Source organism: Pseudomonas sp. Pseusp16 (assembly GCF_047324915.1).
GTDB classification, from domain to species: Bacteria; Pseudomonadota; Gammaproteobacteria; order Pseudomonadales; family Pseudomonadaceae; genus Aquipseudomonas; species Aquipseudomonas fluorescens_CD.
The window spans coordinates 6283228-6299648 of record NZ_CP168522.1; the positions used below are offsets into that span (position 1 = coordinate 6283228).

15 protein-coding genes are annotated in these 16421 nt (G+C 59.3%); 10 read left to right on the top strand and 5 right to left on the bottom strand.

Annotated features, from left to right (window positions below; translation table 11 throughout):
- Positions 1–99: 99 nt before the first annotated feature.
- Both ACEN8Q_RS28585 and ACEN8Q_RS28590 read left to right on the top strand, forming a co-directional pair.
- Positions 100–381 carry an HU family DNA-binding protein gene (locus ACEN8Q_RS28585; RefSeq protein WP_007905514.1) on the top strand — a complete coding sequence of 94 codons (282 nt, stop codon included), beginning with the start codon at positions 100–102 and terminating at the stop codon, positions 379–381.
- A 305-nt stretch (positions 382–686) separates the two neighbouring features.
- Positions 687–1124 (top strand): DUF3757 domain-containing protein, encoded by a 438-nt coding sequence (locus ACEN8Q_RS28590; protein ID WP_413428698.1) that lies wholly within the window; start codon positions 687–689, stop codon positions 1122–1124.
- 155 nt (positions 1125–1279) lie between these two features.
- On the opposite strand, the gene rlmF is transcribed toward ACEN8Q_RS28590, so the two are convergent.
- From rlmF to ACEN8Q_RS28615, 5 genes are all read right to left on the bottom strand, one after another.
- A complete protein-coding gene (gene rlmF, locus ACEN8Q_RS28595; RefSeq protein WP_413704061.1) occupies positions 1280–2350 on the bottom strand; it encodes a 23S rRNA (adenine(1618)-N(6))-methyltransferase RlmF in 1071 nt (356 codons plus the stop codon).
- A gap of 117 nt (positions 2351–2467) precedes the next feature.
- A complete protein-coding gene (locus ACEN8Q_RS28600; protein ID WP_413704062.1) occupies positions 2468–5314 on the bottom strand; it encodes a valine--tRNA ligase in 2847 nt (948 codons plus the stop codon).
- A 231-nt stretch (positions 5315–5545) separates the two neighbouring features.
- Positions 5546–6862, bottom strand: a complete 1317-nt coding sequence (locus tag ACEN8Q_RS28605) for an MFS transporter (RefSeq protein WP_413704063.1) — start codon at positions 6860–6862, stop codon at positions 5546–5548.
- Positions 6863–7122: 260 nt separating this feature from the next.
- Positions 7123–8355, bottom strand: coding sequence for a transporter associated domain-containing protein (locus tag ACEN8Q_RS28610; protein ID WP_413426063.1), 1233 nt, complete (start codon positions 8353–8355; stop codon positions 7123–7125).
- Between the two features lie 12 nt (positions 8356–8367).
- The gene (locus tag ACEN8Q_RS28615) at positions 8368–9180 is read right to left on the bottom strand and encodes an inner membrane protein YpjD (RefSeq protein WP_413426065.1); all 813 of its coding nucleotides are present in this window, start codon (positions 9178–9180) and stop codon (positions 8368–8370) included.
- A 210-nt stretch (positions 9181–9390) separates the two neighbouring features.
- On the opposite strand from ACEN8Q_RS28615, the gene ffh reads away from it, so the two are divergent.
- The 8 genes from ffh to ACEN8Q_RS28655 all read left to right on the top strand — a co-directional run bounded on the left by ffh (position 9391) and on the right by ACEN8Q_RS28655 (position 16391).
- A complete protein-coding gene (ffh, locus tag ACEN8Q_RS28620) occupies positions 9391–10767 on the top strand; it encodes a signal recognition particle protein (RefSeq protein WP_413426067.1) in 1377 nt (458 codons plus the stop codon).
- A gap of 249 nt (positions 10768–11016) precedes the next feature.
- Complete coding sequence (rpsP, locus tag ACEN8Q_RS28625) at positions 11017–11268, top strand: 30S ribosomal protein S16 (protein ID WP_007972721.1); 252 nt, start codon at positions 11017–11019, stop codon at positions 11266–11268.
- Between the two features lie 5 nt (positions 11269–11273).
- Positions 11274–11810 (top strand): ribosome maturation factor RimM, encoded by a 537-nt coding sequence (gene rimM / locus ACEN8Q_RS28630; protein WP_413426069.1) that lies wholly within the window; start codon positions 11274–11276, stop codon positions 11808–11810.
- Positions 11811–11812: 2 nt separating this feature from the next.
- Positions 11813–12565, top strand: a complete 753-nt coding sequence (gene trmD, locus ACEN8Q_RS28635; protein ID WP_057396740.1) for a tRNA (guanosine(37)-N1)-methyltransferase TrmD — start codon at positions 11813–11815, stop codon at positions 12563–12565.
- 45 nt (positions 12566–12610) lie between these two features.
- On the top strand, positions 12611–12961 hold the full coding sequence (gene rplS, locus ACEN8Q_RS28640) for a 50S ribosomal protein L19 (RefSeq protein ID WP_008018567.1): 351 nt from the start codon (positions 12611–12613) through the stop codon (positions 12959–12961).
- A 99-nt stretch (positions 12962–13060) separates the two neighbouring features.
- A complete protein-coding gene (gene xerD, locus ACEN8Q_RS28645; RefSeq protein ID WP_413704064.1) occupies positions 13061–13957 on the top strand; it encodes a site-specific tyrosine recombinase XerD in 897 nt (298 codons plus the stop codon).
- Positions 13958–14220: 263 nt separating this feature from the next.
- A complete protein-coding gene (dsbC, locus tag ACEN8Q_RS28650; RefSeq protein WP_007990033.1) occupies positions 14221–14952 on the top strand; it encodes a bifunctional protein-disulfide isomerase/oxidoreductase DsbC in 732 nt (243 codons plus the stop codon).
- 134 nt (positions 14953–15086) lie between these two features.
- Entirely contained in the window at positions 15087–16391 is a 1305-nt protein-coding gene (locus tag ACEN8Q_RS28655; RefSeq protein WP_413426074.1) for a homoserine dehydrogenase, read from the top strand.
- Positions 16392–16421 lie beyond the last annotated feature (30 nt).

Sequence of the window (16421 nt, forward strand, 5' to 3'; positions counted from 1 at the left end):
GAGGTTATTTGGCCGAGGGTGCCAGATCCAGAAGATCGGGCTCGATGGCTGACATTGCACTCTGCAATCCATATGAATTTGATAGGGAAGGAACACTAAATGGCTCTTACTAAAGACCAACTGATCGCCGACATCGCTGAAGCTATCGACGCGCCGAAAACCACCGCGCGTAACGCTCTGGACCAACTGGGCCAAATCGTTGCCGATCAGCTGGAAAACGGCGGCGAAATCACTCTGCCAGGTATCGGCAAGCTGAAAGTGACTGAGCGCCCTGCCCGTACTGGCCGTAACCCTTCGACTGGCGCTGCCATCGAAATCGCTGCCAAGAAAGTGATCAAGCTGGTTGTGGCCAAAGGCCTGACCGACGCTGTCAACAAGTAAGACTTGTTAAAAAAAACCGTGCACCGGAGCGATCCGGGCACGGTTTTTTTGTGCGCGTTGTAACGGTTTACGCAAGGTGAATTTTTGGAATAATCCCTTTGTTGGGAAGTAGTTGTTACTCGTGCGCCTGACAGAGATAGCCGTTTGCGCTGAATAATACTTTTCTCTCTGTATATAACGAACGTTCCTACAGAACTGATAGTTGAGTGTGCGCCTTGGGTCGGTAGTATCAATAAGGCGTAGCGCTGGGCTTTGCGTAAAAAAGCCAAAACCAAACTTCAGTTGTTCGTCACAGGGACGTTATTATGAAAGTTAAACAGTTGTTGATGTGCGTATCGTTTCTGGTGTCCGGCCAGGCCTTGGCCAATGTTACCGAGTACTGCCCAAGCCCTTCTGACATCAAGGAGTTGGCGGCCGGTGCCTATAAAGCCCCGACAGCAAGTGGCGACGGGGAATGGTACGGTGTTTCGCAAACCGGGCGTGGACCGGCAGGTGAGTTCGAGTTGGCGATATTCGCTCCTCGCATAGCGGCCGAAGGCGGCACTGTTGCCGGTGAAATTCTGCGTTGTGGTTACAAGTTGCAACATGGAGGTGAGTTGGATATGAGATACAAGCGAGAAGGAACTATCGTAAGTATTGATACCAATGGGCCGTGGGAAGAATGGCTTGGTCAGTATTACTGCGATAGCAAGGAAGCGCGTACCTGTGCGTTCAAAGAAATTGTTCGAGCAACAAAGCGATGAAACGGAGATGTCTGAACTTTTCTGTTGTCGAAGTTGCTCGCAAAGTCCAGGCAGTTTGTGATTACAGATCTGAGCTTCACGGTTAACCGCTAAGGCTTGTTAAAAAGCCGTGTACAGGAGTCACCCTGACACGGCTTTTTTGTACTTTTGACTTTTTACTCGGCTGTAGACTTCGACCATCGTGCCTGACGCCAGGCTTGTTGCTGCGCTTTGGTCTGGAAGGTCCAGGCGACGAAGCGGCTCTGTTTCTGTCCCTGACCCATTTCCACCACCTGACTGTCCAGCGCGCCGGCCTTGCTCAGAGCCGCCTGGATCGCCGGCAGGTTCGACGCCTTCGACACCAGCGTGCTGAACCACAGCACTTGTTGCGCCACCTGCACGCTTTCGCTGACCAGTTGCGTGACGAAACGCACTTCCCCGCCCTCACACCACAATTCCGCCGCCTGCCCGCCGAAGTTCAGCACTGGCAGCTTGCGTTTCGGATCGGCCTTGCCCAAGGCTCGCCATTTTCGCGTGCTACCCCGTGTGGCCTCGTCCAGCGAGGCGTGGAATGGTGGATTGCACATGGTCAGGTCGAACCGCTCTGCGCTTTCCAGCAGGCCTGTGAGGATCTGCTTGGGGTTGCTCTGCTGGCGTACCTGGATCGCTTTGTTCAGGCCATTGGATTGAATGATCGCCTTCGCCGCGGCGATGGCGGTCGCATCGATATCGGAACCAAGGAACTGCCAGCGATAGTCGCTGTAACCGATCAGCGGATACACGCAGTTGGCGCCCATGCCGATATCCAGCACCTTCACGGCCGCGCCACGGGGGATCACGCCGTCATTGCCACTGGCCAGCAGGTCGGCGAGGAAGTGCACGTAATCGGCACGGCCTGGCACCGGAGGGCACAGGTAGTCGGCCGGAATGTCCCAGTGAGCGATGCCATAGAACGACTTGAGCAACGCCCGGTTGAACACCCGCACGGCTTCCGGGCTGGCGAAGTCGATGCTTTCCTTGCCGTACGGATTGATGATCACGAATTTCTGCAGTTCCGGGGAGCTTTTGATCAGCGCCGGAAAGTCGTAGCGACCCTGATGGCGATTGCGCGGGTGCAGGTTGGCCTTTTCCTTCGGGGCGACGGCCGTGGCCAGGGTCTTCGGGGCAGGCTTTTGGCGCGCAGGCTTGGGGGGCGGGGGGCGGTCATGGGTGTGGTCGATTCGGGCATGGCTGAAAGTGGCGGGCATTGTCCCACATCTATGGGCAACACCGCTCCCACAGGGGGGGCTTCATTGGATGTTAGAAAGTGGCAGGCATAAAAAAGGGAGGCCGCTTGGGCCTCCCTCTTTCAGTGCGATCTGCCGTTACAGGCTGGCAATCCGCGCATGCTGCTCGGCCAGCTTGCCCAGGGCCTGTTCGGCCTCGGCGAGTTTGGCGCGTTCCTTGTCGATGACTTCGGCGGGTGCCTTGTCAACGAAACCGGCGTTGGACAGCTTGCCGCCGACACGTTGCACTTCACCTTGCAGGCGCTGGATTTCCTTGTCCAGACGCGCCAGTTCCGCAGCTTTGTCGATCAAGCCGGCCATTGGCACCAGCACTTCCATCTCGCCGACCAGCGCGGTGGCGGACAGCGGCGCTTCTTCGCCAGCAGCCAGCACGGTGATCGATTCCAGACGCGCCAGCTTCTTCAGCAGGGCTTCATTTTCGGTCAGGCGACGCTGATCCTCGGCGCTGACGTTCTTCAGGAACAACGGCAGCGGTTTGCCCGGGCCGATGTTCATTTCGCCACGGATGTTACGGGTGCCGAGCATCAGGCCCTTGAGCCATTCAATGTCATCTTCGGCCGCCTGATCGATGCGTGTTTCGTTGGCCACTGGCCAAGGTTGCAGCATGATCGTCTTGCCTTCGATACCGGCCAGCGGCGCGATGCGCTGCCAGATTTCTTCGGTGATGAACGGCATGAACGGGTGCGCCAGACGCAGGGCGACTTCCAGTACGCGCACCAGGGTGCGACGGGTGCCGCGCTGGCGTTCGACCGGTGCGTTTTCGTCCCACAACACAGGCTTGGACAGCTCCAGGTACCAGTCGCAATACTGGTTCCAGATGAACTCGTACAAGGCTTGCGCAGCCAGGTCGAAACGGAACTGGTCGAGCTGGCGGGTCACTTCGGCTTCGGTGCGTTGCAGTTGCGAAATGATCCAGCGATCGGCCAGGGACAGCTCATAGGCTTCACCGTTCTGGCCACAGTCTTCGCCCTTGTCCAGCACGTAGCGCGCCGCGTTCCAGATCTTGTTGCAGAAGTTGCGATAGCCTTCGACGCGGCCCATGTCGAACTTGATGTCACGACCGGTGGATGCCAGCGAGCAGAAGGTGAAGCGCAGGGCGTCGGTGCCGTAGCTGGCGATGCCTTCGGCGAACTCGTCGCGGGTCTGCTTCTCGATCTTCTTCGCCAGTTTCGGCTGCATCATGCCGGAGGTACGCTTCTGTACCAGCTCTTCCAGCTCGATACCGTCGATGATGTCCAGCGGGTCCAGGACGTTGCCCTTGGACTTGGACATCTTCTGGCCCTGGCCGTCACGCACCAGGCCATGCACGTACACGGTCTTGAACGGAACCTGCGGCGTGCCATCTTCGTTCTTCACCAAATGCATGGTGAGCATGATCATCCGGGCAACCCAGAAGAAAATGATGTCGAAGCCGGTCACCAGTACGTCGGTGGAGTGGAATTTCTTCAGGAATTCGGTTTTTTCCGGCCAGCCGAGGGTGGAGAACGTCCACAGGCCCGAACTGAACCAGGTGTCGAGAACATCGTTGTCCTGTTGCAGCGCGACGTCCGGGCCGATGTTGTGCCTGGCCCGCACTTCGGCTTCGTCGCGACCGACGTAGACCTTGCCCGACTCGTCGTACCAGGCCGGAATCCGGTGGCCCCACCACAGTTGACGGCTGATGCACCAGTCCTGGATGTCGCGCATCCACGAGAAGTACATGTTTTCGTACTGTTTTGGCACGAACTGGATACGGCCGTCTTCAACGGCTGCAATCGCAGGCTCGGCCAAAGGCTTGGTGGACACGTACCACTGGTCGGTCAGCCATGGCTCGATGACGGTGCCGGAGCGGTCGCCTTTCGGCACTTTCAGGGCGTGGTCGTCAACGCTGACCAACAGGCCGGCAGCGTCGAACGCGGCCACGATCTGCTTGCGGGCTTCGAAGCGGTCGAGACCGGCGTATTCCGCCGGGATCTTGCCGTCGATGGTTTCGTTCAGCGTGCCGTCGAGGTTGAACACCTGGCAGGCCGGCAGGACCGTTGCGTTTTTGTCGAAGATGTTCAGCAGCGGCAGGTTGTGACGCTTGCCGACTTCGTAGTCGTTGAAATCGTGGGCCGGGGTGATCTTCACGCAGCCGGTACCGAATTCAGGGTCGCAGTAATCGTCGGCAATGATCGGGATGCGGCGGCCGACCAGCGGCAGCTCGACAAATTTGCCGATCAGGGCTTTGTAGCGATCATCGTTCGGGTTCACGGCCACGGCGGAGTCGCCGAGCATGGTTTCCGGGCGAGTGGTCGCGACGATCAGGAAATCGTTGCCTTCAGCGGTCTTGGCTCCGTCGGCCAGCGGGTATTTCAGGTTCCACAGGAAACCTTTCTCGTCGTGGTTTTCCACTTCGAGGTCGGAAATCGCCGTGTGCAGCTTGGTGTCCCAGTTGACCAGACGCTTGCCGCGGTAGATCAGGCCGTCTTCGTGCAAACGGACGAAGGCTTCTTTAACGGCTTCCGAGAGGCCGTCGTCCATGGTGAAGCGCTCGCGGCTCCAGTCTACGGACGAGCCGAGGCGACGGATCTGACGGCTGATGTTGCCGCCGGACTCATCCTTCCACTCCCAGACTTTCTCGAGGAACTTCTCGCGACCCAGGTCATGGCGGCTCTGGCCCTTGGCTTCGAGCTGACGTTCCACCAGCATCTGCGTGGCGATACCGGCGTGGTCGGTACCCGGCTGCCACAGGGTGTTGCGACCCTGCATGCGGCGGAAACGGATCAGGGCGTCCATGATCGCGTTGTTGAAGCCATGCCCCATGTGCAGGCTGCCGGTGACGTTCGGCGGCGGGATCATGATGGTGTAGGACTCGCCCGCGCCTTGCGGGGCGAAGTAATTCTCTGACTCCCAGGTGTTGTACCAGGAAGTTTCAATGGCGTGCGGCTGGTAGGTCTTATCCATGCGCGGCGGGACCCTATTGGCATTTATTCAGGAAAAGCCGGGAAGTATAGCGGGGATGAGCGTTTGCGCGTAGAGCGAGGTGACAATGGGTGGGGGAAAAGTTGTGATGGGTGAGTTGTCAGTGAGGACCCCTTCGCGGGCAAGCCCGCTCCCACATGGGTATGTGTCGTACCAGCATTTTGTGAACGACACTCAACCTGTGGGAGCGGGCTTGCCAGCGATGGCGGCCTGTCAGGCAACCTGATTCAAATCGTTATGCCGCGTTTCCTTCAGGCACAGCACCGCAATCAGGCTCAGCACCGCCGCCCCGGAAACATACCCGCCGACATAGCCCAACCCGCCCATCGCCACCAGCTTCTGCGCGAAAAACGGCGCCGCTGAAGCCCCGACGATACCACCCAGGTTGTAGGCCGCCGAGGCGCCGGTATAACGCACGTGGGTCGGGAACAGCTCCGGCAGCAACGCACCCATCGGTGCAAACGTCACGCCCATCAGAAACAGTTCGATGCACAGGAACAGCGCCACACTCCAGGTCGAGCCTTGGGTCAGCAGCGGCTCCATGAGAAAGCCGGACAGGATCGCCAGTACGCCACCGATGATCAGCACCGGCTTGCGCCCGTAACGGTCGCTGGCCCAGGCCGACAGCGGGGTGGCGGCAGCCATGAACAGCACCGCGAAGCACAGCAGGCCGAGGAAGGTTTCGCGGCTGTAGCCAAGCGTTGCCACGCCGTAACTCAGGGAAAACACGGTGGAGATATAGAACAGCGCGTAGCACACGACCATCGCGCCGGCGCCCAGCAACACAGGGGCCCAGTATTGACCGAACAGCTCGAACAGCGGGATCTTCACCCGCTCCTGGCGCGCCACGGCGTTGGCGAACACCGGGGTTTCATGCAGCTTGAGGCGCACGTACAGGCCGACCATCACCAGTGCGGCGCTGAGCAGGAACGGAATACGCCAGCCCCAGGAGCGGAACTGTTCATCGTCCAGTACTACGGCCAATGTCAGGAACAGGCCGTTGGCCGCCAGAAAGCCGATGGATGGACCCAGTTGCGGAAACATGCCGAACCACGCGCGTTTGCCTTTCGGCGCGTTCTCCGTGGCCAGCAATGCCGCGCCACCCCATTCACCGCCCAGCCCCAGGCCCTGGCCGAAGCGCAGGACGCAAAGCAGGATCGGTGCCCAGGCGCCAATGCTGTCGTAACCCGGCAGCACGCCGATCAGCGTGGTGCACACGCCCATCAGCAGCAGCGAGGCGACCAGGGTCGATTTGCGCCCGATACGGTCGCCAAAGTGGCCGAAAAGCGCCGAACCCAAAGGGCGTGCAAGGAAGGCGATGCCGAACGTGAGAAACGCCGAAAGCATCTGGGCGGTGCCGGATGTCTGCGGAAAGAACACCGGGCCGATCACCAGTGCGGCGGCGGTGGCATAGACATAGAAGTCGTAGAACTCGATGGCGGTGCCGATGAAGCTTGCGGTGGCCACGCGGGTGGCGGAGTTCGTCGGTTGCGCAGGTGTGGAGTCGCTGTAAGTCGTGCTGGTCGTCATGCGGTTATCCCTGACTGTCATGTGCTCCAGTGGAGCGAATTATTATGGTCGAGAACCCAGGGATGTGGGTGGAGGCACGGTCGCTGTTCAAGGTAGGAACAGTCGTCGGTTTGCTGCGGGCTTTGCTGATGGACAGGCCGGAAGCTGCGAAGTGCGGGGTAAGCACGGGGCCGGCGAGGCTTGGGTAAGCGCTTCGATTATAGGAAGGTGGCTAACGATCGAACAAGAGGGCTGGCGAACTCAGGGATTTGTGTCAGGTTTTAGATAACGACAGGCATCGAGCTGGTCTGCCAGATCAGCACTCGCGTGACACGGTTGTCCTCGGTCTCGAGAATTTCCAGGCGATACCGACCGATCTTCAGGCACACCGCACTTTCGGGAATGGTTTCCAGCGCCTCGGTGACCAGACCGTTCAGGGTTTTCGGGCCATCGCTGGGCAGGTGCCAGCCGAGGCTCTTGTTCAGCTCGCGAATGGACGCAGCTCCGTCGATCACCAGGCGTCCGTCGGCTTGCGGATGAATGTGCGGGTTGTCCAGGCTGTGCTGGCTTTCGAACTCGCCGACGATTTCTTCAAGAATGTCTTCCAGGGTGACGATGCCCAGCACTTCGCCGTATTCATCGACCACCATGCCCAGGCGCCGCTGCTGCTTGTGGAAATTGAGCAGTTGCAACTGCAGAGGGGTACTTTCCGGCACGAAGTATGGCTCGTGACTGGCTGCCAGCAGCGCTTCCCTGGTCAGGCTCGCATCGGGCAGCAAGTGAAGGATGTGTCGGGTGTTGAGGACGGCTTCGACCTGGTTGATATCACTGTGGAACACCGGCAGGCGAGTGCGCTTGTTGTGGCGCAATTGTTCGATGATTTCTTCGATGGGGTCATCGAGGTTGATGCCGTCCACGTCACTGCGCGGCACCAGGATGTCATTGACCGTGATGTTGTCCAGTGCGTGGATGCCTGGCAGCGGGTGAGGGCGGTTCACGGTTTCGAGAGGGGCGTGCCGTTCGGTCAGCGTTTCGTCCTCACTCTGTTGCACCACTTTGGCTTTACGGGCGAATGGTCGCATCAGCAACTGACTGATGCTGTTGAGCAGCCATGCCGCGGGATAGATGATTTTCAGTGGTATGCGCAGCAGATTGTTACCCTGGGCTAGGATCGCATCCGGATAACGGATGGCGAGCGCCCGTGGCAAATAGTCGGAAAACACCAGCAAAATGGCGCCCGCCCCAAGACACGCAACCCACGGGCCGTTCTCGGCCCAGGTGAAAATGGCCAGCAAGGTGCTGATGACCACCACGAGTGCACGGCACAGGGTGTTGCAAAATATCAGGCTGGCAAGCGGGAAGCTGAGTTTCGCCACCGGTTTGTCGCTGGAGCGCGTTGCGGTGCGCTGGGCCAGCAAATGCTGGTGCGCGGCCTCAATGGCGGTAAACAGCCCCGACCATAAAATCAGCAGGGTCACTACCGCGAGCATCGGCCCTGTGGGCAAGTCGTCCATTAATGCCGCCCGTCAGATGTGCAGGATGTATTCACGAACCAGTTTGCTGCCGAAATACGCCAGCATCAGCAGGCAGAAACCGGCCAGGGTCCAGCGAATGGCTTTGTGCCCGCGCCAGCCGAGGCGATTGCGCCCCCACAGCAGCACGCTGAAAACGATCCAGGCCAGGCAGGCCAGCAGGGTTTTGTGCACCAGATGCTGGGCGAACAGGTTTTCGACGAACAGCCAGCCGGAAATCAGCGACAGCGACAATAGCGTCCAGCCGGCCCAGAGGAAGCCGAACAGCAGGCTTTCCATGGTTTGCAGCGGCGGGAAGTTCTTGATCAGCCCGGACGGGTGCTTGTGCTTGAGCTGGTGGTCTTGAACCAGCAGCAGCAAGGCCTGGAACACCGCGATGGTGAACATGCCATAGGCAAGAATCGAGAGCAGGATGTGGGCGAGGATGCCTGGCTCTTCATCGATGATCTGCACCGTACCGGCCGGCGCGAAATGCGCCAGCAGCACGGTCAAGGCCCCCAGCGGGAACAGCAGTATCAGCAGGTTCTCTACCGGAATCCGCGAGCAGGCCAGCAGGGTCAATGCGATGACCGCCACGGCAATCAGGCTGGCGGCAGTGAAGAAGTCCAGGCCCAGGCCGGTTGGGGTCAGCAGGTGGGTGAGCAGGCTGGCGCCGTGGGTCAATACGGCGAGCACGCCAAGCATGACCAGCAGGCGTTTGTTGGCCTTGGTGCCGGAAGCCAGGCGAGTGCCCTGATATATGGTCGCAGCGGCGTACAAGCAGGCGGCGGCGAGGGTAGTAAGCAAGCTGGGTGACAAGGGGAGCATAAATCCTGTTAGGCAAGCCCGAAAGTCGCTGAGTTTGGCATAGAACCCCCGCCGCACGAAAGACCGCGCAACCCGACAGCGAGGTGTCCGCCAGCCACAGTCTTCGCTATAATCCGCGACCTGCCCACGCCGCAGGCTCGCCGAGCACACGTTTAGTCCGGTCCGGGCCGCCATTATCCCGGTCTACACAGGGCCTGAAAGGATCGCGCAATGTTTGAAAACTTAACCGACCGTCTCTCGCAGACGCTGCGCCATGTCACCGGCAAGGCCAAGCTGACTGAAGACAACATCAAAGACACCCTGCGCGAAGTGCGCATGGCGTTGCTCGAAGCCGACGTCGCCCTGCCGGTGGTCAAGGACTTCGTCAATTCGGTCAAGGAACGTGCCGTCGGTACCGAGGTGTCACGCAGCCTGACGCCGGGCCAGGCCTTCGTGAAGATCGTCCAGGCCGAGCTCGAAAGCCTGATGGGCGCGGCCAACGAAGACCTGAACCTGAGCGCCGTTCCACCCGCCGTCATCCTGATGGCCGGTTTGCAGGGCGCGGGTAAAACCACCACCGCCGGCAAGCTCGCGCGCTTCCTTAAAGAGCGCAAGAAGAAGTCGGTCATGGTTGTGTCCGCCGACGTTTACCGTCCAGCGGCGATCAAGCAGCTGGAAACCCTGGCCAACGACATCGGCGTGACCTTCTTCCCGTCGGACCTGAGCCAGAAGCCGGTCGACATCGCCAACGCGGCTATTAAAGAAGCAAGGCTCAAATTCATCGACGTGGTCATCGTCGATACCGCCGGTCGCCTGCACATCGATGAAGAGATGATGGGCGAGATCAAGGCACTGCATGCCGCGATCAACCCGATCGAAACCCTGTTCGTGGTCGACGCCATGACCGGCCAGGACGCCGCCAACACGGCCAAGGCCTTCGGCGATGCATTGCCGCTGACCGGTGTGATCCTGACCAAGGTCGACGGCGACGCCCGTGGCGGTGCCGCTCTGTCGGTGCGTGCCATCACCGGCAAGCCGATCAAGTTCATCGGTATGGGCGAGAAGAGCGAAGCGCTCGATCCGTTCCATCCTGAGCGTATCGCCTCGCGCATCCTCGGCATGGGTGACGTGCTCAGCCTGATCGAGCAGGCGGAAGCGACGCTCGACAAGGACAAAGCCGACAAGCTTGCTAAAAAGTTGAAGAAGGGCAAGGGCTTCGACCTCGAAGACTTCCGCGATCAGCTGCAACAAATGAAGAACATGGGCGGCCTCGGCGGGCTCATGGACAAGCTGCCGAACATGGGTGGCGTGAATCTGGCGCAGATGGGCAACGCCCAGGGCGCGGCAGAAAAGCAATTCAAGCAGATGGAAGCCATCATCAACTCCATGACCCCGGCCGAGCGCCGCGACCCCGAGATGATCAGCGGTTCGCGCAAGCGCCGGATCGCCATGGGTTCCGGCACCCAGGTGCAGGACATCGGCCGCTTGATCAAGCAGCACAAGCAGATGCAGAAAATGATGAAGAAGTTCTCTGCGAAAGGCGGAATGGCCAAGATGATGCGCGGCATGGGCGGAATGTTGCCCGGCGGCGGCATGCCAAAGATCTGAAAGAACTCGCCGGTCGTCGTACCGGCGCAGTCCCGCAAGGAAGCGGGATCTCCAGCAAACCCGCGCTTGGCGGGAGCTGATCGGCCGTTTTCAACGACGGCTCTATAGCCAATCTGGATGGCACGGTGACAGGTGCCGGAAAAAGGCATTTGCAAAAGTCCGGATATTCCTTAGAATATGCGGCCTTTCGGGCACCCATGCCCGCTGTGCATTTAGATTTGCAGCACCGACTACAGGAACGATGTTCACATGCTAACAATCCGTCTTGCCCTTGGCGGCTCCAAAAAGCGCCCGTTTTACCACTTGACCGTAACCGACAGCCGCAACCCGCGCGACGGTTCGCACAAGGAACAGGTTGGCTACTTCAACCCTGTTGCTCGTGGTCAGGAAGTTCGTCTGTCCGTGAACCAAGAGCGCGTAGCCTACTGGCTGAGCGTTGGTGCACAACCTTCTGAGCGCGTTGCTCAGTTGTTGAAGGAATCTGCTAAGGCTGCGGCCTGAGCAATATGAACGCGACGCCAGCCATTGCTGATGATTTGATCGTTATCGGCAAGATTTACTCTGTTCACGGCGTTCGCGGCGAAGTGAAGGTGTACTCCTTTACTGATCCGATTAAAAACCTGCTGGACTACAAAACCTGGACGCTCAAGCGTGAGGGCAATGTAAGGCAGGTAGAGCTGGTCAGCGGACGCGGGAACGACAAGTTCCTGGTCGCAAAGCTCAAGGGTCTCGATGATCGCGAAGAAGCTCGTCTTCTGGCCGGTTATGAGATCTGCGTGCCGCGTAACCTGTTCCCTGAACTGACCGACGGCGAGTACTACTGGTACCAGCTGGAAGGTCTCAAGGTCATCGACACTCTCGGACAACTGTTCGGGAAAATCGATCACCTGCTGGAGACCGGCTCGAACGATGTCATGGTGGTCAAGCCTTGCGCTGGCAGCCTGGATGATCGCGAACGCCTGTTGCCCTATACGGAGCAATGCGTGTTGGCCGTCGACCTGGCCGCAGGCGAGATGAAGGTGGATTGGGACGCGGATTTCTAAGCGTGGCTAACTTGCGCGTAGAAGTGATCAGTCTGTTTCCCGAGATGTTCTCTGCCATCAGCGAGTACGGCATCACCAGTCGTGCGGTGAAACAGGGGCTCTTGCAGCTCACCTGTTGGAATCCGCGAGACTACACGACGGATCGACATCACACTGTGGACGATCGCCCGTTTGGCGGTGGTCCGGGCATGGTGATGAAGATCAAGCCCCTGGAAGATGCTCTGGTTCAGGCCAAGGCAGCAGCCGGGGAGGCGGCGAAGGTAATTTACCTGTCCCCCCAAGGCCGTCAACTGACTCAGTCGGCGGTACGCGAGTTGGCGAATGAGGATGCATTGATCCTGATTGCCGGCCGCTATGAAGGCATTGACGAGCGTTTTATTGATGCTCATGTCGATGAAGAGTGGTCGATTGGCGACTATGTATTGTCTGGCGGCGAGCTGCCGGCGATGGTCCTGATCGATGCGGTTACACGACTGCTGCCTGGAGCTTTAGGGCATGCGGACTCCGCCGAGGAAGATTCCTTTACGGATGGTTTGCTGGATTGCCCGCACTACACCCGACCGGAGGTGTATGCGGATCAGCGTGTTCCCGACGTATTGCTAAGTGGCAATCACGCGCACATCCGGCGTTGGCGTTTACAGCAGTCCCTTGGTCGGACCTTTGAACGACGCGCCGATCTTCTGGAAAGCCGCTCGCTTTCTGGAGAAGAGAAGAAGCTGCTCGAGGAATATATCCGCGAGCGGGACGATAGTTAACAACGTATCGATGGTAGATCCGACGATTTACCTTAGGAGCACAGCATGACTAACAAAATCATCCTTGCACTCGAAGCAGAGCAGATGACCAAAGAGATCCCTCCCTTTGCCCCGGGCGACACCATTGTCGTTCAGGTGAAAGTGAAGGAAGGCGACCGTTCGCGTCTGCAAGCGTTCGAAGGTGTTGTTATCGCCAAGCGTAACCGCGGCGTAAACAGTGCATTCACCGTTCGTAAAATCTCCAACGGTGTTGGCGTAGAGCGTACTTTCCAGACCTACTCCCCGCAAATCGACAGCATGGCTGTCAAGCGTCGCGGTGACGTACGTAAAGCCAAGCTGTACTACCTGCGCGACCTGTCGGGTAAAGCAGCTCGCATCAAGGAAAAACTGGTTTAAGTCCAGCTTCCGATGCAGAAAAAAGCAGCCTACGGGCTGCTTTTTTGTTGTCTGGGATTTATCTTCGTTGACCGTGTTGTCGGTCTTGCCTGAGCCTTTATGCCCGCCATTGATCATCCTCTGATAGACCAGTTCCTCGACGCCCTCTGGCTGGAAAAAGGCCTTTCCGATAACACCCGCGATGCCTATCGCAGTGACCTGGCGCTGTTCAATGGCTGGCTACAGGACAAAGGGCTGGAGCTGGTCAATGCCGGGCGCGAGTTGATTCTCGACCACCTGGCCTGGCGCCTGGAGCAAAACTACAAGCCTCGTTCCACCGCGCGATTTCTCTCGGGTGTGCGTGGCTTCTATCGCTATCTGTTGCGGGAAAAGATGATCGCTGTCGATCCAACGTTACGGGTTGATATGCCGCAACTCGGCAGGCCGCTGCCCAAATCCTTGTCGGAGGCCGATGTAGAAGCACTGTTGAAGGCGCCTGATTTGAGCGACGCCATCGGACAGCGCGACCGCGCCATGCTTGAAGTGCTGTACGCCTGCGGTCTGCGGGTGACGGAGCTGATCAGCCTGACGCTGGAACAGGTCAACCTGCGCCAAGGCGTGCTGCGAGTGATGGGCAAGGGCAGCAAGGAGCGGTTGGTGCCGATGGGCGAGGAGGCGATTATCTGGGTCGAACGCTACATGCGTGATGCCCGTAGCGAACTGCTGGGTGGGCGTCCCAGCGACGTGTTGTTCCCGAGTCAGCGTGGCGAGCAGATGACCCGCCAGACCTTCTGGCACCGGATCAAGCACCAGGCCAAGGTGGCCGGGATCGGCAAGTCGCTGTCGCCGCACACGTTGCGCCACGCCTTCGCCACGCACCTGCTCAACCACGGTGCAGACCTGCGGGTGGTGCAGATGCTGCTGGGGCACAGCGATTTGTCGACGACCCAGATCTACACCCACGTCGCCCGGGCGCGCTTGCAGGATCTGCATGCCAAACACCACCCCAGAGGCTGATGGTACCCCCCCCTGTAGGAGCGAGCTTGCTCGCGATGATCTGAAGAGCGCCGCGTTAAACCAGTCAGCACGCATGATCGTTAACGACCATCGCGAGCGAGCTCGCTCCTACAAAAAACATTCGCCAATGCCTTGTATCACCGGCATTCGGCCCCGCGAACCTTATGTGATAGGCTTGACCGGTTTGCACGATGGGCGGTTATGACCCGGTGTCTTGGCACGGGCGTTCTGATCGTCCCATATGTTCGCCTTCAGGAGTTCTCATGCGTCTGACCCAGATTTTCGCCGCCGCAGCCATTGCGTTGGTCAGCACCTTTGCCGTCGCCGATGACGCGGCCGACAAAGCCATTCGTAAAAGCCTGGAAAACCTCCAGCTCGAAGTGCCGGTGGAAAGCATCACCGCCAGCCCGTTGCCCGGCCTGTACGAAGTCAAGCTCAAAGGCAGCCGCGTGCTGTACGCCAGTGCCGACGGCCAGTACGTGGTTCAGGGCTACCTGTTCGATCTCAAGGATGGCAAGCCGGTCAACCTGACCGAGAAGACCGAGCGCCTGGGCATCTCCAAACTGATCAACGACATTCCGGTTGCCGAAACCGTCGTCTACCCGGCCATTGGCGAAACCAAGTCGCACATCACCGTATTCACCGACACCACCTGCCCGTACTGCCACAAGCTGCACGCCGAAGTGCCTGAGCTGAACAAACGCGGCATCGAAGTACGTTATGTTGCGTTTCCGCGTCAGGGCCTGGGCTCGCCGGGAGACGAACAGCTGCAGGCGGTGTGGTGTTCGAAGGACAAGAAAGCGGCCATGGACAAAATGGTCGACGGCAAGGAAATCAAGGCCGCCAAGTGCGATAACCCGGTTTCCAAACAGTTCGCACTCGGCCAGTCGATCGGCGTGAACGGCACACCGGCCATCGTTTTGGCTGACGGTCAGGTCATTCCGGGCTACCAGCCTGCGCCACAAGTCGCCAAACTGGCGCTGGGCGCGAAGTAAATTCGCATCGTCACGGCCAGTCCTTGACGATCAGGGTCCGGTGGCAACATTTGCCGGGCCATCAATAGAGAGCCGCGAACCTGCGGTTGTTTTCACGGCCGGCCTCGTGTCGGCCGTTTTATGGGGAGTTCACAGTGAAACCGGTCAAAGTAGGCATCTGTGGGTTAGGGACCGTCGGTGGCGGAACCTTCAACGTACTTCAGCGCAACGCCGAGGAAATTGCTCGTCGTGCCGGGCGTGGGATCGAAGTGGCACAAATTGCCATTCGCACGCCAAAGCCTCAGTTCCAAACGACCGGTATTGCGATTACCACCGATGTCTTCGAAGTGGCCACGAACCCTGAGATCGACATCGTCATAGAGCTGATGGGCGGCTATACCGTTGCCCGCGAGCTGGTACTCAAGGCCATCGAGAATGGCAAGCATGTGGTCACCGCGAACAAGGCGCTTATCGCCGTTCACGGTAATGAAATTTTCGCCAAGGCCCGCGAGAAGGGCGTGATCGTTGCGTTCGAAGCGGCGGTGGCCGGTGGTATTCCGGTGATCAAGGCGATCCGCGAAGGCCTGTCCGCCAACCGTATCAACTGGGTGGCCGGCATCATCAACGGCACCGGCAACTTCATCCTGACGGAAATGCGCGAGAAGGGTCGCACCTTCGAAGACGTATTGGCCGAAGCCCAGGCCCTGGGTTATGCCGAAGCCGATCCAACCTTCGACGTTGAAGGTATCGACGCCGCTCACAAGCTGACGATCCTGGCCTCCATCGCGTTCGGCATCCCGCTGCAATTCGACAAGGCTTACACCGAAGGCATCACCAAACTGACCACCGCTGACGTGAACTACGCCGAAGCGCTGGGCTACCGCATCAAGCACCTGGGCGTGGCGCGCAGCACCGCGGCCGGTATCGAACTGCGCGTGCACCCGACGCTGATCCCGGCCGATCGCCTGATCGCCAACGTCAACGGCGTGATGAACGCGGTGATGGTCAACGGCGATGCTGCCGGTTCGACCCTGTTCTACGGTGCCGGTGCCGGAATGGAGCCGACCGCTTCGTCGGTGATCGCAGACCTGGTGGACGTGGTCCGCGCCATGACGTCCGACCCGGAAAACCGCGTACCGCACCTGGCGTTCCAGCCGGACTCGCTGTCGGCTCACCCGATCCTGCCGATCGAAGCCTGTGAAAGCGCCTACTACCTGCGTATTCAGGCCAAGGACCATCCAGGCGTATTGGCTCAGGTCGCGAGCATCCTTTCGGAGCGCGGCATCAACATCGAGTCCATCATGCAGAAGGAAGCCGAGGAGCACGACGGCCTGGTGCCGATGATCCTGCTGACTCACCGCGTGCTGGAACAGCACATCAACGATGCCATCCAGGCACTGGAAGCTCTTCAGGGCGTGGTTGGGCCGGTAGTCCGGATTCGCGTCGAACATTTGAATTAACACAGCGGCAAGCGGCAAGCTTCAAGCGGC

Bases quoted from the DNA above. Each gene is read 5' to 3' on its own strand.
- ACEN8Q_RS28585 (WP_007905514.1), top strand. From the start codon at position 100: ATGGCTCTTACTAAAGACCAACTGATCGCCGACATCGCTGAAGCTATC.
- ACEN8Q_RS28590 (WP_413428698.1), top strand. From the start codon at position 687: ATGAAAGTTAAACAGTTGTTGATGTGCGTATCGTTTCTGGTGTCCGGC.
- rlmF (WP_413704061.1), bottom strand. From the start codon at position 2,350: ATGCCCGCCACTTTCAGCCATGCCCGAATCGACCACACCCATGACCGC.
- ACEN8Q_RS28600 (WP_413704062.1), bottom strand. From the start codon at position 5,314: ATGGATAAGACCTACCAGCCGCACGCCATTGAAACTTCCTGGTACAAC.
- ACEN8Q_RS28605 (WP_413704063.1), bottom strand. From the start codon at position 6,862: ATGACGACCAGCACGACTTACAGCGACTCCACACCTGCGCAACCGACG.
- ACEN8Q_RS28610 (WP_413426063.1), bottom strand. From the start codon at position 8,355: ATGGACGACTTGCCCACAGGGCCGATGCTCGCGGTAGTGACCCTGCTG.
- ACEN8Q_RS28615 (WP_413426065.1), bottom strand. From the start codon at position 9,180: ATGCTCCCCTTGTCACCCAGCTTGCTTACTACCCTCGCCGCCGCCTGC.
- ffh (WP_413426067.1), top strand. From the start codon at position 9,391: ATGTTTGAAAACTTAACCGACCGTCTCTCGCAGACGCTGCGCCATGTC.
- rpsP (WP_007972721.1), top strand. From the start codon at position 11,017: ATGCTAACAATCCGTCTTGCCCTTGGCGGCTCCAAAAAGCGCCCGTTT.
- rimM (WP_413426069.1), top strand. From the start codon at position 11,274: ATGAACGCGACGCCAGCCATTGCTGATGATTTGATCGTTATCGGCAAG.
- rplS (WP_008018567.1), top strand. From the start codon at position 12,611: ATGACTAACAAAATCATCCTTGCACTCGAAGCAGAGCAGATGACCAAA.
- xerD (WP_413704064.1), top strand. From the start codon at position 13,061: ATGCCCGCCATTGATCATCCTCTGATAGACCAGTTCCTCGACGCCCTC.
- dsbC (WP_007990033.1), top strand. From the start codon at position 14,221: ATGCGTCTGACCCAGATTTTCGCCGCCGCAGCCATTGCGTTGGTCAGC.